At 63.5% G+C, this 24,923-nt stretch carries 21 protein-coding genes; 12 read left to right on the forward strand and 9 right to left on the reverse strand.

The annotated features are described in order from the left end of the window. A partial coding sequence (locus NLI84_RS05965; RefSeq protein WP_505661169.1) for a glycoside hydrolase 5 family protein occupies positions 1–1,548 on the reverse strand: 1,548 nt, incomplete at its 3' end. 191 nt (positions 1,549–1,739) lie between these two features. Continuing rightward, positions 1,740–2,216, reverse strand: coding sequence for an FKBP-type peptidyl-prolyl cis-trans isomerase (locus NLI84_RS05970; RefSeq protein WP_255988877.1), 477 nt, complete (start codon positions 2,214–2,216; stop codon positions 1,740–1,742). Between the two features lie 398 nt (positions 2,217–2,614). Between NLI84_RS05970 and NLI84_RS05975 the strand changes: the two genes are divergently transcribed. Continuing rightward, entirely contained in the window at positions 2,615–4,111 is a 1,497-nt protein-coding gene (locus NLI84_RS05975; RefSeq protein ID WP_255988879.1) for an autotransporter outer membrane beta-barrel domain-containing protein, read from the forward strand. Between the two features lie 149 nt (positions 4,112–4,260). Here the strand turns inward: NLI84_RS05975 and NLI84_RS05980 are convergent, their stop codons facing one another. Continuing rightward, on the reverse strand, positions 4,261–6,465 hold the full coding sequence (locus NLI84_RS05980; RefSeq protein ID WP_255988880.1) for an OsmC domain/YcaO domain-containing protein: 2,205 nt from the start codon (positions 6,463–6,465) through the stop codon (positions 4,261–4,263). A gap of 498 nt (positions 6,466–6,963) precedes the next feature. On the opposite strand from NLI84_RS05980, the gene NLI84_RS19135 reads away from it, so the two are divergent. After that, positions 6,964–8,793 (forward strand): FG-GAP-like repeat-containing protein, encoded by a 1,830-nt coding sequence (locus tag NLI84_RS19135; protein WP_255988881.1) that lies wholly within the window; start codon positions 6,964–6,966, stop codon positions 8,791–8,793. 274 nt (positions 8,794–9,067) lie between these two features. Here the strand turns inward: NLI84_RS19135 and NLI84_RS05990 are convergent, their stop codons facing one another. The 4 genes from NLI84_RS05990 to NLI84_RS06005 form a co-directional block, all read right to left on the reverse strand. Then, positions 9,068–9,931 carry a hypothetical protein gene (locus NLI84_RS05990; RefSeq protein ID WP_255988882.1) on the reverse strand — a complete coding sequence of 288 codons (864 nt, stop codon included), beginning with the start codon at positions 9,929–9,931 and terminating at the stop codon, positions 9,068–9,070. A 555-nt stretch (positions 9,932–10,486) separates the two neighbouring features. Beyond that, positions 10,487–10,801: an H-NS histone family protein gene (locus NLI84_RS05995; protein WP_255988884.1), complete on the reverse strand. Its 315-nt coding sequence runs from the start codon at positions 10,799–10,801 to the stop codon at positions 10,487–10,489. A 457-nt stretch (positions 10,802–11,258) separates the two neighbouring features. Continuing rightward, positions 11,259–11,864 (reverse strand): VOC family protein, encoded by a 606-nt coding sequence (locus NLI84_RS06000; RefSeq protein WP_255988885.1) that lies wholly within the window; start codon positions 11,862–11,864, stop codon positions 11,259–11,261. Further along, complete coding sequence (locus NLI84_RS06005; protein WP_255988886.1) at positions 11,842–12,288, reverse strand: SRPBCC family protein; 447 nt, start codon at positions 12,286–12,288, stop codon at positions 11,842–11,844. The genes NLI84_RS06000 and NLI84_RS06005 overlap by 23 nt, the downstream gene beginning before the upstream one ends. A gap of 398 nt (positions 12,289–12,686) precedes the next feature. Between NLI84_RS06005 and NLI84_RS06010 the strand changes: the two genes are divergently transcribed. Further along, positions 12,687–13,988: an SUMF1/EgtB/PvdO family nonheme iron enzyme gene (locus tag NLI84_RS06010; RefSeq protein ID WP_255988890.1), complete on the forward strand. Its 1,302-nt coding sequence runs from the start codon at positions 12,687–12,689 to the stop codon at positions 13,986–13,988. Between the two features lie 91 nt (positions 13,989–14,079). On the opposite strand, the gene NLI84_RS06015 is transcribed toward NLI84_RS06010, so the two are convergent. Further along, complete coding sequence (locus tag NLI84_RS06015) at positions 14,080–15,573, reverse strand: AMP nucleosidase (RefSeq protein ID WP_255988891.1); 1,494 nt, start codon at positions 15,571–15,573, stop codon at positions 14,080–14,082. A 113-nt stretch (positions 15,574–15,686) separates the two neighbouring features. Between NLI84_RS06015 and modA the strand changes: the two genes are divergently transcribed. The 8 genes from modA (at position 15,687) to NLI84_RS06055 (ending at position 23,074) form a co-directional block, all read left to right on the forward strand. Then, entirely contained in the window at positions 15,687–16,430 is a 744-nt protein-coding gene (gene modA / locus NLI84_RS06020) for a molybdate ABC transporter substrate-binding protein (RefSeq protein WP_255988892.1), read from the forward strand. A gap of 131 nt (positions 16,431–16,561) precedes the next feature. Next, positions 16,562–17,230: a lysozyme inhibitor LprI family protein gene (locus NLI84_RS06025; RefSeq protein WP_255988893.1), complete on the forward strand. Its 669-nt coding sequence runs from the start codon at positions 16,562–16,564 to the stop codon at positions 17,228–17,230. A 108-nt stretch (positions 17,231–17,338) separates the two neighbouring features. Then, positions 17,339–18,004 (forward strand): molybdate ABC transporter permease subunit, encoded by a 666-nt coding sequence (gene modB / locus NLI84_RS06030; RefSeq protein ID WP_255988894.1) that lies wholly within the window; start codon positions 17,339–17,341, stop codon positions 18,002–18,004. Beyond that, positions 18,001–19,062 carry a molybdenum ABC transporter ATP-binding protein gene (gene modC, locus NLI84_RS06035; RefSeq protein ID WP_255988895.1) on the forward strand — a complete coding sequence of 354 codons (1,062 nt, stop codon included), beginning with the start codon at positions 18,001–18,003 and terminating at the stop codon, positions 19,060–19,062. The genes modB and modC overlap by 4 nt, the downstream gene beginning before the upstream one ends. After that, on the forward strand, positions 19,059–19,910 hold the full coding sequence (gene fdhD, locus NLI84_RS06040; protein WP_255988896.1) for a formate dehydrogenase accessory sulfurtransferase FdhD: 852 nt from the start codon (positions 19,059–19,061) through the stop codon (positions 19,908–19,910). The genes modC and fdhD overlap by 4 nt, the downstream gene beginning before the upstream one ends. A gap of 23 nt (positions 19,911–19,933) precedes the next feature. Continuing rightward, positions 19,934–20,659, forward strand: coding sequence for a substrate-binding periplasmic protein (locus tag NLI84_RS06045; RefSeq protein WP_255988897.1), 726 nt, complete (start codon positions 19,934–19,936; stop codon positions 20,657–20,659). A 123-nt stretch (positions 20,660–20,782) separates the two neighbouring features. Then, positions 20,783–22,762, forward strand: a complete 1,980-nt coding sequence (locus NLI84_RS06050; RefSeq protein WP_255988898.1) for a peptidase U32 family protein — start codon at positions 20,783–20,785, stop codon at positions 22,760–22,762. 93 nt (positions 22,763–22,855) lie between these two features. Then, a complete protein-coding gene (locus NLI84_RS06055) occupies positions 22,856–23,074 on the forward strand; it encodes a hypothetical protein (RefSeq protein WP_255988899.1) in 219 nt (72 codons plus the stop codon). Between the two features lie 12 nt (positions 23,075–23,086). Here the strand turns inward: NLI84_RS06055 and NLI84_RS19140 are convergent, their stop codons facing one another. Continuing rightward, positions 23,087–24,049: a GlxA family transcriptional regulator gene (locus tag NLI84_RS19140; protein WP_255988900.1), complete on the reverse strand. Its 963-nt coding sequence runs from the start codon at positions 24,047–24,049 to the stop codon at positions 23,087–23,089. 92 nt (positions 24,050–24,141) lie between these two features. Here NLI84_RS19140 and NLI84_RS06065 point away from each other — a divergent pair, with 92 nt between their 5' ends. Further along, positions 24,142–24,915, forward strand: coding sequence for an MBL fold metallo-hydrolase (locus NLI84_RS06065; protein WP_255988901.1), 774 nt, complete (start codon positions 24,142–24,144; stop codon positions 24,913–24,915). The last annotated feature ends 8 nt before the right edge of the window (positions 24,916–24,923 follow it).

Here is a 24,923-nt window from a genome sequence, read left to right on the forward strand (position 1 = left end):
GGTGACGCTTTCTATGCCCGCACCATCGGCGGTGCCGGCATCGCGATCGCTGGCGAAGGCGTTGATGTACACGTCCCCTTTCAAGGCTGCGCCGGAGCGGGGGGCGGTGAAGGAGACAGTAGGCGGAACCGTTTGTGCGGGCGGTGTGGTCGGTTTCGGGGTGGGCACCGACGTGGGCCGTGGCGTGGGGGTCGCGATAGGCTTGGGAGTGGGTACAGCCGTTGGTTTCGGCGTCGGAATCGCAGTGGGCTTGGGGGTAGGCGTCGCGGTGGGTTTGGGCGTGGGAACCGGCGTGGGAACCGGTGTGGGTCGCGGGGTAGGCGTCGCTGTCGGTTTCGGCGTGGGCGTGGCTACCGGTTGCGAGGGGCCGATTTCATAGATCACCGCTTCCAGGCCCTGCAGCGTGTCGGTAAGGGCCCCTGAAGTCACCGCGCGCGTTTGCCCTGCCCTGGTACTGCCGGCGCTCGATAGGCCCACGACGGTTGCGGTGGCGTTGCCGAAGCCGTTCAGCGAGAACGTGATGTTCTGCGCGCTGGGGCTCTTGTTCACCGCAATCAGGTACGACTTGCCGTTGTAGTTCTTCAAAATCGCATCGACGTTGCTGGAGCTATACGCCAGATTGGGGTTCTTGCTGCCCAGGAACACCGGGGAGAGTTGCTTCAATTCCGCAATCAGGTTTTTCAGGAAGGCGGGATCGCCATCTTTCTTGATGTTGTGCACGCCGCCCGCGTCTTCCACATCGTAGGAATAGAAGATCAGGCCGGTGGAACCTAGCGCGATCGATAGATAGGTTTCGGCGCGGATTTGCGCATTGGTCGGCATGCCAAACTGGCTGCCCGCTTGAATGATCAGCCAGACGGGCTTGGGCGCCACCTGGCTTTGCATGATCTTCAGCTTTTCCTTGATGTCGTACAACGGGTTTATATCGTTGTTGAACGGGTATTGGTCATTCAGGAAGATATCGGCCGAGTTCCTGTATGCGCTGATATCGCGCGCGTAATCGGTCAAGAACACGGGGTGGTTGGGGTCGGCCGCCTTGATCGCATCGTAGGCCCACTTGGTATCGGCAGGGCTCAGGTTGGTCGCTGAGACGGGTTCATCCGGCAGGCCATAGCCAAACAGGAAATCAGAGCCCTTGACTTGGTTGATGCTGCTGACAAAGCCGCTGGCATCCCTGCCTCGGATGGCTGCTGCATTTTCAACATCACAACCGGGGCCGGCGGTGTAATGCAGGAAAAGGCCGTTGCTTTCTCCTTTCCTGAACGCATCGTTATTCACGCAAAACGGGCGCGATGCGGTATTGATGCCCAGGCCCTTGGCCCCGGCCCAATCGGATTGGATGTATACGCTGATTGGAAAGAACTTCGCGCCGTTCACCGATACGGTTTGATCGGCGTTTACGGTCACTACACTCTGGGCATTCACGTTCTGGGCGCAGAGTGCCGACAGCATCAAGATCAGGGTTTTGAGGGAATTTTTCATGGATTGATCGCCAATGATTGAAGTTTCAATGTGGCAAGCAGCGGAGAGGCATTGATTGTGGCGCATGCGAAAAACATACACGGCGCCCTCTATCGGTACTTTGTGTCCGTTCACGCCATGCCGCTGCGTACCGGAATCGTTCCTTCATCGACTGCGTTTAAAGCCGGAACGCCACGCTCCGTACCCCTTTCTTGATCAAAACCACAACAAAAAAGCCCTCCACGAACGGAGGGCTTTTCTATCGGCTTGGCGGCAGCTCAGTGATGATGCCCGTGTTCGCCATGCACATGCTGGTGGGCGATTTCCTCGGCCGTGGCTACGCGCACGTCCAGCACCTTGAGGCTGAAGCGCATGGTCTTTCCGCACAGCGGGTGGTTGCCATCGAGCAGCACGGTGGGGCCCTTGATCTTGGTCACGAAGTAGTAGCGCGCCTCGCCATCCGGCCCAGGGCGCTGGATCTGGCCACCGACCTTGATGCCGGGCGGGAAATCGGCCTTGGGCATGCTGGTGACCAGCGCCTCGTCGCGCTCACCGAAAGCGTCTGCGGGGGCCAGCTCCACCGTGGTCTGGAAACCGGCTTCGTGGCCTTCCAGCGCAGCTTCCAACTTGGGGAACAGGTTGTCGTAGCCGCCGTGCAGGTAGGCCGTCGGTTGCTTGCCCTCGTCGTAGACGAAGCCATTGATATCGGTGACTTTCAAACGCACGGTAACGGCGGTGTTCTGGGTGATCTTCATAAGGCAAAGAGGCTGAGTGGAAGGCCAGAAGGTTCGCCCTTCTGCTTGGGAGTGTCAACTTGCCGGGGCAAGTTATCCCGGTATCGCGCCTCGGCCACCAAGCGGCATGCGCCTGTGCAAGGCGGGGCAGGATAGCGTGTTGCCTGCGGTTCGAAACAAAGTCGGGAACGCAGCGTACACGTCGCCCCCTACCCAACCGTCCATCGATTGCATCCTGTCCATGTAACTGCTGCCGGAAATGAATCGCTAGGCTGGTGGTCTTCCTCTACGTTTTTTAGTTTTACGGCTTTGGCTTGCCTGTAGCGCAGTAGCCCACCACAGCGCGCCTGGATGCAGGCACACCGCATCGTTGGCTCATGCTGCCACAGGCGAAGCCACCCAGGCCGTGAGGAGCTGCCTTGCCGACCAAGCTGCTTACCCGAGTGTGCCCTGGCCAGCTGCGAGTTTGGCGCACCCTGCTCACCCGCCGTGGCAAGGTGCTGCAGCAATGCATGCTGCCGCTGCTGGTGGCCATACCGCTGCTGCCCGCGCATGGGGCGGGCAGCCCGCCGCCGCGCTACGTAAGGGCGCTGTCGCTTTCAGCTGATGGTGCAACTTCCGTGGCCCTGCCCAGTGGCAGCGATGACGCACCCTTTGTCGATGCCACCCTCATCAACGTGCAGCCGGCCGAGGCGGGTATGGCCGTGCTCAGTGCCTCCCAGCCGGATCAGGTGGCCGATACGCTGGCGCCACCACCGCGCCGCTTTGCCTTGGCCTTTACCGCTACGCGCGGTTTTGCCGGGGCGGTAGTCGTGACCTGCGCAATGCGCGATGCCGCCGGCGTGGTCTCGCTGGTGGAGATCGAAATCGAGATCGATCCCCGGCGCGATCCAGCGCTGGAATCCGATGCCCCCGCGCTGATCGGCGCGCAAAGCCGTTTGGCGCAGCGCTTCGCGGCCACGCAGCTTGGCAATATCGGGCCACGCCTGCCGCGCTTGCATGATCCGGAAACCACGCGCAACAGCGGCACGATGAAACTGCGCCTGAACGGCAGCACGGTGCCGCTACGCGAGCAACGCGCGCTGGAAGGCCTGGCAGACAAGCTGCCGGGAATGACGCTGTGGAGTGCCGGCACGCTCTACGTCGACGCGCAGGACGAAGGCGTCGATATCAGTACCGGCGGTTTGACGGTGGGGAGCGACTATCTGATCAACCGCTTTTTCACCGCCGGCATCGGCCTGGGCTATGGCTACGGCACGAACGAGGTCGGCTGGGGCAGTGCCGAGCGGGCTCGCTCCACGTCGGCCACGATTTACGGCAGCTTGCGGCCCTGGCCATCCTTTTACCTCGACGCCATGCTGGGCTACGGCAAGCTGCGCTTCGATCCTCGTCGGCTGCGTGACGAAGATGGCGCCATGGCCCAGTCAGAGCGGCCAGGCGGGCAAGCCTACGGCTCTTTGTCGGTGGGCTACGACTACCGCCTGGATGGGCTGCGCGTCAGCCCGTATGGGCGCCTGGAGCTGGTACACACCCAGCTCTATCGCTATAGCGAAGACGCAGCAGCCATCGGCGCCCTGGATATGGCAGCACAGGATCTGGACAAGCGCAGCGGCAGCATGGGCGTTTATATCGATAACCCGGTGTCGTTGGGCTACGGCGCCATCACTCCTTTCCTCACGCTGGAATACCAGTACTGGCGCCAGCAGCGAGACGACGCGCTCTTGCGCTATGCCGATCTGGCCAATAGTCCCACCTACCGGATCAGCTACGAGCCGGAACGCGGCACGCAAACGTCGTATAGCGTGGGATTCGATTGGTGGCTGCCCACCGACCTGGCATTGGGCCTGCGTTACGACGATATTGCCGGGGACGAGCAAAGCGGCCGGGGCACGCTAACGGCACGCAAGCGCTTTTAGCGCCGCCAACAAAACCCGGTGCGTGGTGCCGGCAAGGCGTGCACACGTCCCGGCAGGCGATCAATCGGGCCCCTGCAATCGTGCCGCAGGGGTTCTCCAAAGCCTCGACGGATTGCTGCGCACGCCCGCCGATCCGGCCACGCGCAGCCCTAGCCGGATTTGGCCGCCCAGCTGGCCCGTGCCGCGTGCAGCTTCTTGTAGCTGTCGAGCAGGCGCTGGTGCCTATCGAGCCCTTCGAGCTGCATACTGGTCGGCGTCAGGCCGTAGAAGCGCACGCTGCCGTCCACCGACCCCATCACCGCATCCATGCGCTCGTTGCCGAACATGCGGCGCAAATTCACTTCGTAATCGGCCAGTTCCAGCTCGTCGTCCAGCTGCACCTCCAGCACCGCGCTCAAGGCCTGATAGAACAGGCCGCGTTCGAGCGTGTTGTCGTTGTACTGCAGGAAGGCGCCCACCAGATCGTGCGCGTCGTCGAACTGCTGCAACGCGAGGCAAATCAGCAGCTTCAGTTCCAGCAGCGTGAGCTGGCCCCAGACAGTGTTCTCATCGAACTCGATGCCGATCAGCGTGGCGATATCGCTGTATTCGTCGACATCGCTGTTTTCCAGCCGGCGCAGCAGCGTCGCCAGCGCGCCATCGTCAAGGCTGTGCAGGTTCAGGATGTCGGCGCGTAGCGGCAGCGCCTTGTTGGTGTTGTCCCAGACCAGATCCTCGACCGGGTAGATCTCGGAATAGCCGGGCACCAGGATGCGACAGGCAGTGGCGCCCAGGTGCCGGTATTCGGCCAGGTACACTTCCTTGCCCATGCCTTCGAGGATGCCCAGCAGGGCGGCGGCCTCCATGGCGTTGGAGTGCTCGCCGTGGCCGGAGAAATCCCATTCGACGAAATCGTATTGCGATCTTGCGCTGAAAAAGCGCCACGACACGATGCCGCTCGAATCGATGAAATGCTCGACAAAGTTGTTCGGCTCGGTCACCGCGTTGCTCTCGAACGTGGGGCGCGGCAGATCGTTGAGGCCTTCAAAGCTGCGCCCCTGCAACAGCTCGGTCAGGCTGCGCTCCAGCGCCACCTCGAAGCTGGGGTGCGCGCCGAACGAGGCAAACACGCCACCGGTTCGCGGGTTCATCAGCGTGACGCACATCACCGGGTACACGCCACCGAGCGACGCATCCTTCACCAGCACCGGAAAGCCCTGCTCTTCCAGGCCCTGGATGCCGGCGACGATGCCCGGGTATTTCGCCAGCACTTCGGCCGGCACATCGGGCAGCGTGAGTTCGCCTTCCAGGATTTCGCGCTTGACCGCGCGCTCGAAGATTTCCGACAGGCATTGCACCTGCGCCTCGGCCAGCGTGTTGCCGGCGCTCATGCCATTGCTGACATACAGGTTCTCGATGAGGTTGGACGGGAAATACACCACTTCGCCGTCCGACTGGCGCACAAAGGGGAGCGAGCAGATGCCGCGCGCGGTATTGCCGGAATTGGTGTCGTAAAGGTGCGAGCCGCGCAGCTCGCCATCCGGGTCGTAGATCTCGCGGCAGTAGTCGTCGAGGATCTCGGCCGGCAGCGCATTGCCCGCGCCTGGCTGGAACCAGCGCTCTTCCGGGTAGTGCACAAACGGCGCGTTGGCGATGTCCTCGCCCCAGAAACTGCCGGCGTAGAAGTGATTGCAATTGATGCGCTCGAGGTACTCACCGAGGGCGGAGGCCAGCGCAGCCTCCTTGGTCGCGCCCTTGCCGTTGGTGAAGCACATCGGCGAGTGCGCATCGCGGATATGCAGCGACCACACATTGGGAACGATATTGCGCCACGAAGCGATTTCGATCTTGATGCCGAGCTGGGCCAAGGTGGCCGACATATTGGCGATGGTTTCTTCGAGGGGCAGATCCTTGCCCAGGATGCGGGTATGAGCGCCGGACGTGGTATCGGGCATCAGCAAGGCCTGGGCATCGGCATCGAGGTTTTCCACCTCTTCGATCACGAATTCGGGGCTGGCTTGTATGACTTTCTTCACCGTGCAGCGATCGATCGAGCGCAGTATGCCCTGTCTATCCTTGGCGGAAATATCCTCGGGCAACTCGACCTGGATCTTGAAAATCTGCTGGTAGCGGTTTTCCGGATCGACGATGTTGTTCTGCGACAGGCGGATGTGCTCGGTCGGAATATTGCGCGTGTTGCAGTAGAGCTTCACGAAGTAAGCCGCGCACAACGCCGACGAGGCGAGGAAGTAATCGAACGGCCCCGGCGCCGAGCCATCGCCCTTGTAGCGGATGGGCTGATCGGCCACCACGGTGAAATCGTCGAACTTGGCTTCCAGGCGAAGCTTGTCGAGAAAGTTGACCTTGATTTCCATGGAAGGGCTCCAAATTGCGCGCTGTATGATTTGGCCGCCATTATCCGGGTTTTTCCGTCGCCATCCCTGCTTGCCGGCAAAGGCTGCCGGCTACTCCTGTCGAGTCACCCTGGCAGCGGCTCCAAGTGACCATGGCCATCACCCGGACGGGATCAGCCTCGAGGCCTGGGCAGGCCTGCGGCGTGAGGCTGGGATTCGGCGCCACTTCACCCTCTTTCGTGTCGGCTGCACGCGCCTGCCCGGATCTGCCTGTCCGCCTAATGCAAGCCGTCGTGCGGGATCCAAGCACCGCCCGTGCCTCCAGCGTTGGCAGCAGCTCGCGCTGGAACCCGTGCTTGAACAGCAAACCATGATCTGCGCCCATGCCGTTGTCATCGCTCTTGCAATTGATCAATATGCGACGGGCAGTACCCGGGACCGCCCCCAAGGGAAGCGGGACCCGATCAAAAAACGACAATGGAGGATGACCAGATGTGGAATTCAACCAGGATGCGGCATGTGCTTGCCGCACTGAGCCTGCTCGGCATGGGCCCCGCATTCGCCGCGGGCTACACCATCACCGGTGGCACACCGTCTTCGGCACGGCTTTCGCCGCTGCCGCACAACACATGTATCCCCGCCAGCTCGCATCCTTACGATTGCACCTACAACATCGCATCGCCTGCCACCGCTGATGCCGCCAAGGCGTTCGATCAAAACAGCAGCACGTATTGGCAAGCCGCGGGCGAGCGTTCTGATAAAGACTGCCAAAGCGGCGGCTCTTGCACCCACGAAACCACCTGGGACAAAACCGGCTATCTCCGCCTGGATTTCAGCACCTATCAACTGGTCGATGAATACCAGATCACGCCGCCTGACGCGTTGTCTGCAGCGCCAAAGGACTGGACGCTGGAAGGGTTCGACGGCACCAAGTGGATCACGCTCGACCAGCGCAGCAACCAGAGCAGCTGGTCGCTGAATCAACCCGTTTCGTTCACGGTGCCGTTTCCCAAATACGCGCTGAAATACCGGCTCAAGATCACCGCCAACAATGGAGGATCGGCACTGCGGATCAACGATCTGCGCTTCACTTCCCCGCTGCTGGGCACCAATGTGCAACCGTGGTTGCGTTACTACGGCTCCGGTGATCACTTCTACTCAGCCCGATTCGACGATCTGGGCTACGGCGCCGGCGCCTATGCGCTGGAAGGCCTGGAAGCCTATGTCTGGACCTCCAGCCAGCCGGGCACGGTGCCGATCTACCGCTACTACAACGGCACCGATCATTTCTACACCACCGATTGGAGCGAGCTCGGCAGTGGCCGTGGCAGCTATCGCTACGAAGGGGTCGTCGCCTATGCCTACAACTACGCCAAGCCCGGCACCGTGCCGCTCTATCGCTATTACAACGGGCGGGATCACTACTACACGGTGACCCAAGGCTCCTATTCCGGCTACTGGCAGGAGGCGACCAGCATGTGGGTGGCACGCACGCCGCTTCAGCCCGGTGGCGCCCGGTTCGATACCACGGGCGATCGCATGACCGACGTCGCGCTCTGGCGGCCTGCCACCGGGCAATTGCTGCGTTATGGCCCCTACACCGCCCAGGCCTGGACCACGCAGGCGGGCGACCTTGCCGCACCGGCCGATTTCGACGGTGACGGCATGGCCGACCTCGCCTACTGGCGCCCGAGCAACGGCAACTGGTATGTGACCTATAGCAGCAACGGTGCGACCGCCAGCCGCAACTGGGGATCGCAAGCGGTGGGCGACATGCCGGTCCCGGCCGATTACGACGGCGACGGCAAGGCCGATTACGCGGTGTGGCGATCCACCACCGGGCAATGGTTCCATGTCCGCAGCAGCGATGGCGGCACGACCGGACCCTACTGGGGCGCTAGCGGCGACAAGCCGGTGATGGGCGATTTCGATGGCGACGGCAAGGCCGATTACGCAGTCTGGCGGCCGGGCACCGGCGAATGGCTGATCCGCAACAGCAGCACGCCGGCAAACAGCAGCACCTTTGTGCTCGGCACCAGCGCCGACGTGCTGGTTCCGGCCGATTACGACGGCGATGGCAAGACCGATGTGGCGGTATGGCAGCCCAGCGCCGGGCTGTGGCTGATCCGCGAGAGCACCACGGGCACGGTCAAACAGGTGTATTTCGGCGGGCAGTATGGTGGCCAGCCGGCGCCCGGGCATTACGACGTGGATGGCAAAGCCGATCTCGCCCTGTGGGACCCGAACTCCGGCACCTGGCGTATCCGCTATTCCTCGGGCCAGGCGGATTTCACCGTGCAGTGGGGTAGCAACGGGGATGTGCCGCTGGCCGGACTATTCATACGCTAACTAGCCAACCCTGCGCCACACCGCGATGGTGTGGCGCACAACTGCCTGTGCCTGAGCTCGGCCGCTAACCAAAGGCCCTCCCTCGCGCGAGCGCGGCATCCACCCCATAGACCTCGCAATAAACCCCGCAGGCAAAACGCTACGACCCATCGGGCGCTGTGCCGGATTCAAGCGCATCGACGCTCGCCGGCAAATCGATCGCAACCATGAGCAAAGCCACGCTCATCGATCTTGCTTGGCTCCGAGGCCGCGCCATGGAAGGCCTGGGCCTGCGTCACTTGCGCTTGATATCGATCGCGCTCGAAGTCGCCCGCGCCCCTCCCAGCGTGGCCGGGCCATTTGGCGCCACCGGGTTCGCTCCCCGAGCCGGGGCTGAAAAATGATCGTCAATAATGACGGGCGGCCACTGTGACACTCGTACGCTCGGCGCATTGAGATCCGCAAAGGTAGAAGGAACCGCCAGCCTGGTCGTTGAGCCACTCGCCACCGGCGGCAGGATACCGGGGTGCGGTTTGCCGGTGGCAGTGGACGCCGCCGCTGCGGGCAACGCGTTGAATGCCCCAGGGCCACCCGACAGGGGTGCCGTTGATCGTCCACCACTGGAACTGGCTGCGGGCTGCAATGGGGTTGCTGCAGCCGTCTGGTGCTCCTGATTGGATGGGAAATACATGGGAAACCGGGCGTGTAATCGATCGGAGGCTGCCTTCGAAGGCACGGCCGGAGCGCCCCCTTCTATCGCCTGGAACAATCGGCCGGCGCCCCGCGCGGTATCGGGCGACATTGGAAACGTAAACGAATAGGCATCTTTGCCGCCTTGCCCTTGGCCGCCCAGCATGGCCTCGCGTAAAGGCCGAACTTGTGACCCAAAGTGGCCAGCACCATATTCGGTCGGGTGTCCACCCTTCACACGTCCTGGTGGATAATTGTTGTCCGGCTGCGGCGGCACCGCCGATAACACCCCGACTACCCCTGGCCGGACATCACCTTTGTAATTGCTGCTTTCATTGACCACATAAACATCCTCCGATCGATCTCCGGTAATGGGCTGACCTATGCCTTTTGATTTACCGGCTATCAGCCCTTCTCTACGAATACCCGGCAGATTCGCTTCATTGGTCATGTGCAGATAACCCTGCACGCGCCCTCCGGTGCCCCCCATGTTCACGGCAGCCATTGCACCCGATGAGCCGGCGCGTGGCTGAGCTGCGGAACCGGAAAGTCCGGTCGGAGCGGTCGTGGTCAATGAAGACAAGGCATTCGTTGGTGGCATGTGCATGCTCAATTGCACAGCCGGTTGCGCCGAAGGACCCGGATTGAGTGCTTGAGCAAGCAATGACCGCGAAGTCGAAGCCGTCGCGCTTCCCCCGCCCGTCGTGGTATTGCTGTTGCTCGATCCTGGCGCGCCAAATCCTATGACACGCGCTGCGGGGTTGGTAGTGGAGGCATTTGGCTGGCCGGTGCCTAAGGGGTTGGCGCCGCCCAAAGACGATACATTGCCCGGCCTGGGTGGGGAGCCACTATCCGCCATGAAGGTCTCTCCAGCTCAGGGTTGATACTCACCATAAACCACGCGCATGCCAAACAACAACGCTCAACGTACGCTAACCAGAACCAACCCTGCGCCATCCCGCGACGGCGTGACGCACAACAAAAAGCCCCGCAATGCGGGGCTTTTCATTTGGCACAGCGCGCGTCAGATGCGCAGGCCATCCAGCGGCTTGCCCGCGTCCAGCCAATCCTGTACCCACTGCGGCTTGCGGCCACGGCCGGTCCAGGTCTGGTTGCCGTCAGCCGGGTTACGGAACTGCGCCACGCCCGTGCTCTTGGCCGCTTTGGTGCTCACCGATCCGCCCAGCACATCCTGCAGCGAAAAGCCCTTGGCAGCGGCAAGGTTTTGCAGCTCGGCGATCAGGTTCTTCTTGTCGCTGACCTTGCGCCTTTCGATTTCAGCGGCCAGGTCCTTTTGCAGTTGATACATCTCGGGTAGAGACAGGTTAGACAAATCCATCGAATTCTCCTTTATTTGATTGGGTACAACCGACGCCATCCAACTTCTATCGCCTGGCTTCGGAAACCGGGGTTAATGTAGCGGCTTTTTCCATCGCGTGCTTCGCATAAGACGTAGGCGTCGGCCAGTCGATGCATCCAATTCAGGATCGCGCGTCCGTCAGTGGCTTGCCGCTATCGCTGCGAACGATCTGTGGCACGCTACACGCGCGCCAGCCAAACGAACCAGTTGCCACGTCAGCGCCCTAGCGCTGATTGTCCGCAACGATAGCATTGCCACGGCAGCGTGCGTCATACCGTCCGCCATAGTCAGGCATTGGATCACCCGGTATGGGCGCTGTGAAAAAATTCGTTTGGCACGGGTGAGCACCGCGGGTTCAGCAGAAAAATCCCTGCCATGCCGCGGCCAGTTTGCGAACTCTGGCGAAGGTGGGCAGCTTTGATTACTGGTCGACGCGTCAGCCGCACCGAGCCGCTTCGATAGCGGCGATGTCGATCTTGGTCATCTCCATCATGGCTTCGAAAGAGCGCTTGGCTGCAGCGCGATCGGGATCGGTGATCGCGGCCGTCAGTGCGCGTGGCGTGATCTGCCACGACAGCCCCCATTTGTCCTTGCACCAGCCGCAGGCGCTTTCCTGGCCACCATTGCCGACAATGGCATTCCATAAGCGATCCGTTTCCGCCTGGTCGTCGGTCGCAACCTGGAACGAGAAAGCCTCGTTGTGCCGGAACGCCGGCCCTCCGTTCAAGCCCAGACAAGGGATGCCCAGCACGGTGAATTCCACCGTCAATACATCCCCTTGCTTGCCAGCGGGGTAGTCGCCCGGCGCGCGATGAACCGCGTGCACCGCGCTATCCGGAAATGTGCTGGCGTAGAACTGTGCCGCATCCAACGCGGCGCCGTCGTACCAAAGACAGATCGTGTTCTTGCTCATCATCTTGCTGCTCCCGAATCCGAAATCAGTAAAGGGCAATGCATCACTCAGGGTCATCACCCTATAAATGCCGCTGGCGCCGCCAGCAGGGTTTTGTTGGCGGCGCTTAGCCTGGAATATCGGGCTCAACCAGATGGGCCAATTGCACCAGGGATTCCTGCCAGCCCAGGTAGCACATCTCGGTGGGGATCAACTCCGGTATCCCGCTCTGTTCAATATCGACCGCGGTTCCGCACGACACCGTCTTCAGCGTCACGGTCACGAGCATCTCACCGGGCAGGTTCGGATCATCGAACTTGTCCGTGTACTGGATGAATTCACCCGGAACCAGCTTGCGATATTGCCCGCCGAAAGCATGGCTATGCCCGGTGGAGAAGTTTTCGAACGACATCCTGAAGCTGCCGCCGGCACTCGCATCCATCTGGTGCACCGTGCAGGTGAAGCCGTAGGGCGGCAGCCACTTGGCCAACGCAGCCGCATCGGTAAAGGCACGGTAGATCTTCTCGGGTGGGCTGCGCAGCACGCGGTGCAGGCGAACAGTTCCAGTGGCCATGGCAAAAGCTCCTATCAAACAGTTGAAACACAAGTACTGCGTGCCCTGCACTGTGCGCCACCCTCGCCAGCGCGATGGGCACTTTCTGGACCGGTGCAGCGCAAACCGGCACCATTTTCAGCCCGGTGCGACGTTTTTTTTCAGCACGAATAGCGCGTGGATGCGAGCCTTCCCTGCTAGTTCCGCATTACCGTTTTCACGCTGGAACGCGCGCCATTTTCAGCATCAAAGCATCAGCACATAGCGATAAGCGTGTTGTTTATAAACATGTTTTCCCGCAAAAGACAGATGCATTCTTGAGCACGCATCGCAATGCGGGCACCGTGTGGGGCCTGAGCACAATGGCACGCCGACAACGATCGGCACAGGCAGATCAAACCAAGGATGGAGGATGTTTTATGTGGGATCGCAACAATATCGGTACGGCGCTCGCCAGCCCGGTACAACGCCGTCAATTTCGCCCCAACGGACTGAAAGCACTCGGTGCCGCCCTGTTGCTGGCACTGGCGGGATCCAGCGCCTGGGCCGCGGTCTGGCAGGCCGGCACTGCCTATACGCAGGGTGACATCGTTCACCATCAGGGCCAGGAATGGCAGGCCAGGTGGTGGACGCAGGGTGAAGCGCCGAGCGCCAACGCCGCGGCGTGGCAGGCAGCACCGTCCGAGGATAGCGCTGCAGCCTGGCAAGCCACCGTGGCCTATCAGGCCGGGCAAATGGTGCTGCATGATGGCCAGCTCTATCAGGCGCAGTGGTGGACCCGCGGCAACGCCCCTGCGCCGCAAGGGCCATGGAAGGCACTAGGCACCGGAGTGAAGGCCAGGCAGTTTGTACGCGTGCCAGGCGGCACCTTCATCATGGGCGCCACCATCCAGGGCAATGTGAATTACGAGAACGAATACCCGGCCCACCCGGTCACGCTGTCGCCGTTCTGGCTTTCCAGCACCGAAGTCACCTATCGCCAGTTTGATCGCTACACCCGCGCCACTCACCAGCCGCTGCTGAGCTCGCTCGACGGGGGCGGCATGGATTTCGGCCGCGGTGAAAATCCGGCGGTGAACGTGAGCTGGACGGCGGCGATCAAGTACATCAACTGGCTGAATCAGCAGAAGGGCTGGCCCAAGGCTTACAACGAAACCACGGGCGACCTGCTCGATGCCGCCGGCCAACCGACCACCGATGTCGCCAAAGTGGTGGGCTATCGCCTGCCGACCGAGGCCGAATGGGAATACGCGGCCCGCGATCGCGGCCAGGACATCGCCAATGCCTGGGGCAACGGCGCACCGCTGATCAACGGCAAGCCGGCCGCCAACACCGCCGACATCAGCCTCAAGACCTTCTTCGAAGGCGAGCTCGGCATCCCATTGCCGCCCTGGATGGTCATCTGGGAAGTCACCGACGGCTATCCGCGGCTGGCGCCGGTGGGCAGCTTTATTGCCAATTCACTGGGGATTTACGATCTGTCCGGCAATGCCTGGGAGTGGACCACCGACAAGGAGCGCGTCTACAGCACGGCGGCGCAGACCAACCCTGTCGGCACGGGCGAGGCGACGGGCCGCGTGATGCGTGGCGCCAGCTGGGATAACGGCCAGGAGATGCACATCACCGACCGCTATGCCGGCAACCCGGCCGAATCCACCGGCGCCACGGGCTTCCGCCTGGCCCGCTCCGCCGCTTCGGGCCAGGAGGATCAGGGCCAGTAATCGCGCATAGCGCATGCGGCGCCTCATCGCAGCCGGTTGGCAGCTGCGCGCAACAAGCGTATCCGGAAAGACCCCGGCGCCCTCGCGCGCGCTACTGAAACGCCACCTCGGCAAAACTGCGCAGCTTGCGGCTGTGCAGTGTCGCCGAGCCGCCTTCGCGCAACAGCTCCATCGCCCGGATGCCGATGCGCAGATGCTGGTCCACCCGTTCGCGGTAGAAGTGGTTGGCCATGCCCGGCAACTTGATCTCGCCGTGCAAGGGCTTGTCGGAGACACAGAGCAAGGTGCCGTAGGGCACGCGGAAGCGGAAGCCGTTGGCGGCGATGGTTGCGCTTTCCATATCCAGCGCCACGGCGCGGCTCTGGCTGAAACGGCGCTGGGGCGTGTTGTCCGGCAGCAGCTCCCAGTTGCGGTTGTCGGTGCTTGCCACCGTGCCGGTGCGCATGATGCGCTTGAGGTCCATCGGCGGCACCTGGGTGATCTCGCTCACCGCCTGCTGCAGCGCCAGCTGGATTTCCGCCAGCGCCGGGATCGGCACCCACAGCGGTAGATCCTCGTCGAGCACGTGATCCTCGCGCACGTAACCGTGCGCCAGCACGTAGTCGCCGAGCTGCTGCGTGGTGCGCAGGCCGGCGCAGTGGCCAAGCATGATCCAGGCGTGCGGGCGCAGCACGGCGATATGGTCGGTCACGGTCTTGGCATTGGCGGGGCCGACACCGATGTTGACCATGGAGATGCCGCTGCCATCGGCGCGGATCAGGTGATAGGCCGGCATCTGCGGCAAGCGCGGCGGAATGGTGCCGGCAGCGTCGCCCGGCTCGGCGGGCAGGCCCACGCGACGGGTGATCACATTGCCCGGCTCGACGAAAGCGATGTAGTCGCTGCCCGGATTCTGCACTTCCTCGCGGCCCAGCTTCACGAATTCGTCGATGTAGAACTGGTAGTTGGTGAACAGCACGAAATTCTGAAAGTGCTGCGGGTTGGTGCCGCTGTAATGGCGCAGCCGGTGCAGCGAATAGTCGACCCGGGGCGCAGTGAACAGCGACAGCGGTTGCGGCTCGCCCGGCCCCGGCTCGTAGGTGCCGTTGGCAATGCCATCGTCCATCGCGGCCAGGTCCGGCAGGTCAAACAGATCGCGCAGCAGCGCGCGGTGGGCGGAGGTCATCTGCCCTTCCACATGATCGTTCTCGCCGTAGGAGAAATGCACCGGCATCGGCTGTCCGCTGACGCCGACCTCGATCTCACACTGATGATTTTTCAGCAGCAATTCGAACTGCTCGCGGTAGTAGCCCGCGAACAGGTCGGGCCGCGTCAGCGTGGTTTCGAAGCGACCCGGGCCGGAGACGAAGCCATAGGAGAGGTGGGAGAGATCGACCGGGGAATGCCGCGCGGAGCTGTGCGTCTGTACCGCCACATAGGGGTAGCACGCGCGCACCCGCTCAGGCAGCGTGCCCTGGCTGACAAAACGCTGCATCGCTACGCGCAGGTGGGCCACGCTGGCATCGTAGATTTCGCACACACGGGCAAGCGCCTCGCCAGCATCGACAAAGCGGGCGGGCGGAACGAAGGCGGGCTGGTCGGTCATTTTCACTCCTGTTTGATCGGCGTCAGCTTAGCACCGCTCATGGCGCGCCGGCAGAGGCTGGTCAGTATCACGCAAGGCCGTTACAGTCGGCGTATCGATCCACGGAGCCCGCCATGCTGCGCCTTGCGTTGCTCGCGCTGTTCACCGCCCTGCCCCTGCACGCCGCCGAAGTCCGCGTCGCCGTCGCCGCCAATTTCGCCGGGCCGATGAAAGCCGTCGCCGCCGATTTCGAGCGCGCCAGCGGCCACACGGTGATCATTTCCACCGGCGCCACCGGCAAGTTCTATGCGCAGATCGTCGCTGGCGCGCCGTTCGACGTGCTGCTGGCCGCCGACGACGAAACCCCGAAGAAGCTGGAAGACGAAGGCCAGGCCGTTCCCGGCAGCCGCTTTGCCTATGCCGTGGGCCGGCTGGTGCTATGGCGCGCCAAAGCGGGCCCGGTGAACGAGGCGGTGCTCAAGGCGGGCAACTGGCGCAAGCTTGCCATCGCCAACCCCAAGGTCGCCCCGTACGGGCGCGCCGCCGTCGAGGCACTGAGCGCGCTCAAGCTCTACGACGCGGTGCTTTCGAAGCTGGTGCAAGGTGAGAACATCGCCCAGACCCACCAGTTCGTCGCCAGCGGCAATGCCGAGCTCGGCCTGATCGCCCTCTCGCAGGTATTCGACGACGGCCGCATTACCAGCGGCGCCGGCTGGATCGTGCCGGAACAACTACACCAGCCCATCCGCCAGGATGCGGCACTGCTCAAGCGCGGCGCGAACAATGCGGCGGCGAAGGCACTGCTGGCGTATCTGAAGTCGGAATCGGCCAAGCAGACGATCGAACGGTTCGGCTATCGCGCCGCCGGCGCCAAGTGAGCGGTATGAGTACTTACTCGCTACCCATACTCTCTCTGGTCACGTTGATCACGTCGCATGCCTGTCACGCCATTGATTGCGATATAGCCACCAGCAAAACAGAAATAACTATTTGCAAAAATGAGACACTGGTGTCCCTGGATAGCGACTTGAATCTCACGTACGACGAAGTGATTTACAAATCTCCGCACCCCGAATCCATACGGCAACAACAAAAGCGATGGCTGCACCAAGTAAGAGACAAATGCGCAACGATAGATTGCCTACAGCAGGCGTACGAACACCGAATCGAAAAACTCATAGATGCCTGGTACCAAGCAAAGCGCCTTGAATACCTGCCTCTGGCAAACAAGAGGGACAGGCGCAGTAGGCCATTCGAAGGCCACTGGGAACGCTGCTGGCTACTGGGCCGCGATGAGGTTTGCGGCACATATACGCTTTATCAAAATGGGAAACGTATCTGCGGAGAATGGGATACCTTTGCGACCAGCACATTTTATCTTCATCGCATCAAAGCAGATTCTAATAAAAAAGAGGTCGCGAAAGTTACGGAAATTTGTGAGATACAGTCCGAAGCAATCAGCTCCATGTGCAGCACTGCAGAACGCGTCGATCATTGGGGAGCTTCAAAGCAACTATTGAGCATTTGCGGCAATCAATTGCGGTCTAGCGAAACCGGTAAGATTTGCGATTCAACCATAGTCGACGATCCGTATGTATACAGCTTTACCCCGCTTTCAGCAACAGAACTGCAGCGGCACAATGAGCCGTGGTTGAAGCGCTGCCTGGAAGCGAAATAGCCGTCGCTTGGCGTAGTAACTACTACTTCTGACCAAGCCCCCAAACGCGAGATGTCGACCGGTTTCGCAATATCGCAGAGCCCATCGCGCTTGGTACGATATAAGACAATGAACACTGAAATTTGGTCCGCCATCTGGCTCACCACCCGCCTTGCGACGGTGACCACCGTCATCCTGTTGATTGTTGCCACGCCGCTGGCGTGGTGGCTGGCGCGATCACGCTCTGTGGCGAGCCGCGTGGCCGGCGCCGTGGTGACGTTGCCGCTGATCCTGCCGCCGACTGTGCTGGGCTTTTACCTGCTGGTACTGATGGGCGCCAATGGCCCCGTCGGCGCGCTGACCCAGGCCATGGGACTGGGGCTGTTGCCGTTCACCTTCACCGGCCTCGTCATTGCCTCGGTGATCTATTCGCTGCCGTTTGCCGTGCAGCCACTGCAGCAGGCGTTCGCCGCCATCGATGCGCGCCACTTCGAAGCGGCGGCCAGCTTGCGCGCCACGCCGTTCGATACCTTCCGCCATGTGGCGCTGCCGCTGGCCCGCCCCGGCTTCATCACCGCGCTGGTGATGAGCTTTGCCCACACCGTGGGCGAATTCGGCGTGGTGCTGATGATGGGCGGCAATATCCCGCGCGAAACGCGCGTGGTGTCGGTGCTGCTGTACGACCATGTGGAGGCGCTGGAATACGCGCAGGCGCACTGGCTGGCTGGCGCTCTGCTGCTGTTCTGCTTCGCGGTGCTGCTGACGCTGCAGCTGTGGCGGGGGCGCCAGCCATGACAACCATGGGCATCACCGCCGACTTCCGCCTCACCCGCCCCGGTTTCACGCTCGATGCGGCCTTCACGCTGCCTGGCAGCGGCATCAGCGCGCTGTTCGGGCCCTCGGGCTCGGGCAAGACCACGCTGCTGCGTTGCCTCGCCGGGCTGGAATGCTCCGACGGCTCGCTCACGGTGAACGGCGCGCGCTGGCAGGGCGGCGACGCGTTCGTGCCAACGCACCAGCGCGGTGTGGGGTTGGTGTTCCAGGAAGCCAGCCTGTTTCCGCACCTGTCGGTGCGCGGCAACCTGGAATTCGGCTGGGTGCGCGCTGCGCGCCAGGCCGACTGGGATCGCGTGATCGCCGCGCTCGATCTCTCGCCCCTGCTCGAGCGGCGCGCGCCGCAATTGTCCGGTGGCGAACGCCAGCGCGTGGCCATCGCCCGCGCGCTGCTGGCCGCTCCAAAACTGCTGCTACTCGACGAGCCGCTCTCCGCACTCGACGCGGCGCGCAAGGCCGAGATCCTGCCCTACCTTGCCGCGCTGCCGCGTACCTTCGAGCTGCCGGTCGTGCTGGTCACGCACACGATAGACGAAGTGGTACGCCTCGCCGACCACCTGGTGCTGCTCGACGCGGGTCGCGTGCTCGCCAGCGGGCCGCTCTCCGCAACGCTGTCGCGCTTTGACTTGCCGGCAGTGTTCGACGATGCGCTCTGTGTCGTGCTCGATACCGTGGTCGGCGCCATCGCGGCCGACGGGCTGGCCGAGCTGGGTGCCGGTGCGCTCAAGCTGTGGGCCCCCCTTGCGGCGGGCACGATCGGTGAGGCCCGGCGCATACGCATTGCCGCGCGCGACGTCAGCATCGCGCTGTCGGATGCGGCCGATTCCAGCATCCTCAATCGCCTGCCTGCGCGCGTACTGCGCCTGGTTCCGGCCACCCGCCCGGCCCACGTACTGGCCGAGCTCGATTGCCACGGCCACCACCTGGTCGCCCGCCTGACGCAGCGCTCGGCGCTGCAACTGGGCCTGGCGCCGGGCCTGACGGTCTGGGCACAAATCAAATCGGTGGCATTGGCGTGACCGCGCCCAAAGCCCAACCGCGCAACGACGAAGCGCGCGCGCTGCGCTGGCAGGCCGGCGCACTCGAAGTGCGCGACGAGACGCTGGCCGATGAAGCGCTGGTTGCGCTCGTCTACAACGGCGTGTCACACGCCGTGATGCTGGCAAGCCCAAGCGATCTGGAGGATTTTGCCGTCGGCTTTACCTTGAGCGAGGGCATCGCCAGCTGGGCCGAGATCGTTGATGTCGAGATCGTCCCCATCGAAGCCGGCGTCGAGGCCGGCATCGAGGCGCGGGTGACGCTGGTCGAGGCACGTTTCCAGGCATTGCAGGCGCGGCGGCGGCAGCTCACCGGGCGCACCGGCTGCGGCCTGTGTGGCGTCGAGCATCTGGCGCAAGCCTTGCCGGCCGTCGCAGCCGTCGCCAGCGATTTCCAGAGCACGCCCGAGGCCGTGCTGGCGGGCATGGTCCGGCTCGCCGCGCTGCAACCGCTGAATCGCATCACCGGCGCGGTCCACGCCGCCGGCTGGCTGGCGAGCGATGCGCTGACCGTGCGCGAAGACGTGGGGCGACATAACGCGCTCGACAAGCTGATCGGCGCACTCGCGGCCGCGCGCGCCCCGGGCGACGGCGTGCTGCTGATGACGTCGCGCGCCTCGTCCGAAATCATTCACAAGGCCGCCAGTGCGGGCCTGCCCATCGTCGCGGCGATCTCGGCGCCAACCCGGCTGGCCGTGGCCCTGGCCGAAGCGGCTGGTATTGCCCTGATCGGCTTCGCCCGTGGCGAGCGGCTGACGATCTATAGCCACCCGCAACGACTCGGCTTGGCGAGTACGCCTGAAGCGGCCGCTTCGGCTATACCCAGATAGCGCCTTGCCAACGACCGACATCAATGAAACTGCTCCCGACCTTCATCCTGCTGTTGACCGCGTTGCCGGCGCTTGCCATCGAGCCCATGCCCATCCTGTTCAACCAGCGCCCACCGCTCTATTACATCGACGCCGACGCCAGCGGCCAGCCCATGTATGCCGGCCTGGTGTTTGAGAAGGTGCGCGATGCGCTGAGGCGCGCCGGGCTGCCGGTGCAGTTCCGCGAAATGCCCGGCGCGCGCGTGGTCTCGCAAGTGAAGGGCAATGCCGAGCCGCTATGCGCGATGGGCTGGTTCAAGACCCGCGAGCGCAGCCGCTTCGCCCAGTTCTCGGTGCCGTTACACCGCGATCGCGCCTGGGTGATCGTGACCCGCCCCGAACATGAAGCCACGATACGCAAGCTTGGCACGCTCAAGGCTGTGCTGGCGCAGCGTACGCTGTCGGTCACGCTGATCGGCGGCATCTCGTTTGGCGATGTCATCGAAGACCAGCTCAGGCGTTATCCGGTGCAGCGGGTATCGGCCGGACCGACCACGGTGCTGAAAATGATCGAGGCGGGCCACGGCGACTACACCATCGTGCCCATCGACTCGCTGGAGGATCACCTCGCGCGCGTCGATCCGCAGAGCCCACTGCGCGCGGTGGCGCCGAGCGACGTCGAGGGCGAGCTGGTCTACCTGATGTGCAGCAAGCGCGTTCCACCCTCGTGGCTGGGCCAGTTCAACGCCGCCTGGCAGGTGGGGCGCTGAGCGGCTGCCACGCTGCGAAGCCGCCGCCGGGCGTGCCCGAGCAGAGCGGCCTGGACAAGCGCAAGCGACAAGTCGTTGAATCCTATATAATTCCGCCCCTTTCCCGCCCCATCGTCCGCGCCCATGAGCCTCGCCTTGCACCAACTGGAACTGCTGTCCCCCGCCAAGACGGTCGAGATCGGCCGCGAGGCCATCCTGCACGGCGCGGACGCTGTCTATATCGGCGGCCCCAGCTTCGGCGCGCGGCACAACGCCAGCAACGAAGTGGGCGAGATCGCGGAGCTGGTGCAGTTCGCCCATCGCTATCACAGCCGCATCTTCGTCACGCTCAACACCATCCTGCACGACAACGAACTCGAACCCGCCCGCAAGCTGATCCACCAGCTATACGACGCCGGCGTGGACGCGCTGATCGTGCAGGACATGGGCGTGCTCGAGCTCGATATCCCGCCGATCCAGCTGCATGCCAGCACGCAGTGCGATATCCGCACGCCGGAGAAGGCTCGCTTTCTCGCCGACGCCGGGTTCTCGCAAGTGGTGCTGGCGCGCGAGCTGACGCTAGCCCAGATCGCCAGCGTGCGCGCGCAACTGCCGCTCGACACCACCATCGAATTCTTCATCCACGGCGCGCTGTGCGTCGCCTATTCGGGCCAGTGCAATATCAGCCACGCCGACAACGGCCGCAGCGCCAATCGCGGCGACTGCTCGCAGGCCTGTAGGCTGCCGTACACGCTGACCGACGGGGCCGGTCGCGTGGTGGCATTCGAGAAGCATCTGCTGTCGATGAAGGACAACGACCAGAGCCGCAACCTGGAAGCGCTGATCGACGCCGGCGTGCGCAGCTTCAAGATCGAGGGCCGCTACAAGGACATGGGCTACGTGAAGAACATCACCGCCCACTACCGGCTGCTGCTCGACGAGATCCTCACCCGCCGCCCCGAACTGGCGCGTGCCGCCTCCGGCAGCACCGAGATCTTCTTCACCCCCGACGTCGACAAGAACTTCCACCGTGGCCACACCGATTACTTCGTAAATGGCCGCGAAGACGGCGACATCGGCGCGTTCGATTCGCCCAAGTACGTCGGTATCGCGCTGGGCCATATCACCCGGATCGGGCCGAAGTGGTTCGAGCTCGAGACGAACGAGCCGCTCGCCAACGGCGACGGCCTCAATTACATGAAAAAGCGCGAAGTGTTCGGCCTGCAGGCGAACACCGTCGAGAAAATCGGCGCTGGCACGGACGGCGGCACCGTGTGGCGGGTGTTCCCGAACGAGGCGATGACTACGCTCGAAGGGCTGAAAGTGGGCCTCTCGATCAACCGCAACCGCGACCACGCCTGGGAAAAGGCGCTGACGCAGAAATCGTCCGATCGCCGGGTCGATGTCTGGCTGAAACTCTCCGAAACCGCCGACGGCCTTTGCTTGCGCGCCACCTGCGAGGATGGCATCGCCGCCACCGCCAGTACCGCATTGGCGCTGGAGCCGGCCAAGGATGCGACGCGCGCCGAAGGGCAGCTGCGCGACGGCCTCGCCAAGCTGGGCAACACCATGTTCGTCGCGCGCGACATCACGCTGGATCTGGCGCAGCCGTGGTTCGTGCCGACCTCGGCACTGAACGCGCTGCGCCGCGATGCGATCGAGCAGCTGGAAACCGCGCGCACCAAGGCCTGGGCCCGTCCCGAGCGCAAGATTCCCGTCGATCCGCCGGTGGCTTATCCGGAGAAGGCGCTCACCTTCCTCGCTAACGTGTACAACCAGAAGGCGCGCGATTTCTACACCAAGCATGGTGTCGAGCTGATCGCCGCCGCGTACGAAGCGCACGAGGAACCGGGCGAGGTGAGCGTGATGATCACCAAGCATTGCCTGCGTTTTTCGTACAACCTGTGCCCCAAGCAGGCCAAGGGCGTGATCGGCGTGAAGGGCCAGGTGCGCGCCGAGCCGATGACGCTGAAGTCGGACGGCGAAACCTACACGCTCAAGTTCGACTGCAAGCCGTGCGAGATGCACGTGATCGGCAAGATGAAGCCGCATATCTTCAATGCGCCGCCGCCTTCCATCATCCCGGTGCAGACCATCAGCTTCCACAAGACACGGCCGGGCTGAATCGCTCTTTCCCACCCGGTGGCTGCGACTTTTGCACAGCCGCCGCGGTGCGATGCCGACCTATAGTAAGGCTCCCGTCCCCAGGAGCCCGCCATGCCCGTCCTGCCCGCGCAATTCTCCGCCCTGATCGCCCAGGTGCAGGAGCACGGCAGCCTGCGCGCCTACGAGGCCGCGCAACAGCTGGAAATCCTCAAACCCGAGATGACCGACGAGCAGCGCGCGGCCTACACCGCCGCACTGGGCAGCGCGGCCGGTGCCCGGCAGAAAGAGCTCAAAGCCGAAGCCGAACGCGAGCGGGCCAAGCGCGAGTAGCGCCTTAGGCACTCACCGTTGATAGGCGCGGCGATACTCGGCCGGCGTCATGCCCGCCACTTGCCGGAACGCGCGGCGCAGGCTCGATTCGTCGGCAAAGCCCAGCGATTCGGCAATCCGCCCCAGCGGCAGATCGGTATGCGCCAGCTGCTCGGCCACCTGGTTGAGCTTCACCCGTCGCGCGTAATCGCCCACCGCCCCGGCTTTCGCCGCCTCCACCTTGCGCGCCAGCGTGCGTGGCGACACCGCCAGCTTTGCGGCCAGCCGCGCTGAGGTAAGCTGGGCCGCCGGGCAGGCCTCGATGGCCAGGCGCAGCCGCCGCAACCAAGGATCGGCCGCGCCGATCAGCGCCAGCGACTGGAATACCGGCGCCGCTGGTTGCGGCCGAGGCAGCACCATCAGACGCGCCAGATCGCGCCATAGCTCGGGCGGCAGCTGCCGCTCCAGCGCTTCGCACACGATGGGCAAATAGCCATGCACACCCGAGGCAGTGGCGTTGCCCTGATTGACCACGCAGTTGTGCTGCCATTGCCAATGCACCTCTGGATAACGCTGCCGCAACCAGGGCGCCATCCACCAGGTGGCGGTCGCCGCGTGCCCGGACAATCGCCCCGCATCGGCAACGAGCGCGACGCCGGTGCAGTAGCTCCAGATCCGCATCGTCGGCGGCAGCGCACCGAGCGCCGCAACCAGCGGCTGCTGGCGCGCCAGCGCAGCCTCAACCGCATCGACCGATTCTGCCCACAGCCCCGGCAGCAGTAATGCGTCGCAATCGGCCTCCATCAACGCGGTGTCGGCTTGCAGGGTGATCTCATGGGCACAGGCCACCGGCCCCGGCTGCAGCGCCAGCCAGCGCCAGCCGAACAGTGATCGGCCGCTGAGCCGATTGGCAGCCTGCAGCAGATCCGCCGTGGCCATCAGGCCCGTCGGCATGCAGCCGGGGAAAAGCTGCAGGCCGACCTGGAATATTGGCACGATATGCAATCCATATGGCAGATTAGGTCATGGTAGCCGGTAGCGCCACTCGCCACAATCGATGCCATCTTCACCGCCCGGACACAGCTGCCATGCAGATCACCCAATTGCGCAATGCCACCGTCGTCGTCGCCTATGACGACTGCCGCATCCTGATCGACCCTATGCTGGCCGACCAGGGCGCGATCCCGCCGTTCAAATGGCTCACCGACCAGCGCCGCCGCAACCCCATCGTTCCGCTGCCCGCGGGCAGCGATGATCATCTGGCCGGCGTCACCCATGCGCTGATCACCCATTGCCGCAAGGGCCACGTCGATCACCTCGACCGCGCCGGTACGCGCTGGCTGCGCGAGCGCGGGCTGCCGGTGCTGTGCATGCCGGGCGACGCCGATTTCCTGCGCCAGCGCGGCCTCAATGTAGAAGTGCTGGGTGCCGCCGGGCCGACGCCGTTCCGCCGCGGCACCATCACGCCGATACCCTGCCGGCACGGCGAGGGCTGGATAGGCCGCTTCATGATGCATGGCTACGGCTACCACATCGAACAGGCGGATGCGCCCAGCGTCTATATCGCCGGCGACACCGTACTCACCGACGATGTGCGCCGCTGCGTCACCGAGCGCAAACCGGACGTCAGTATCGTGCCGGCTGGCGGCGCAAGCATGGATTTCGGCGCCGAACTGATCATGGATGACAAACAGGCACTGGCGCTGGCCCAGCTGGGCAGCGGCACCTTCATCGCCAATCACCTGGAAGCGCTCGACCATTGCCCGGTGCGCCGCGCCACCTTGCGGGAACGGGCGGAGCAACTCGGGATATCGTTCCGGCTGCTGGTGCCGGACGACGGCCAGACGCTGAGCTTCGCGTAGCCGGCGCG

The organism is Chitinolyticbacter albus (assembly GCF_024437655.1).
In the GTDB taxonomy this organism is placed as follows: Bacteria; Pseudomonadota; Gammaproteobacteria; order Burkholderiales; family Chitinibacteraceae; genus Chitinolyticbacter; species Chitinolyticbacter albus.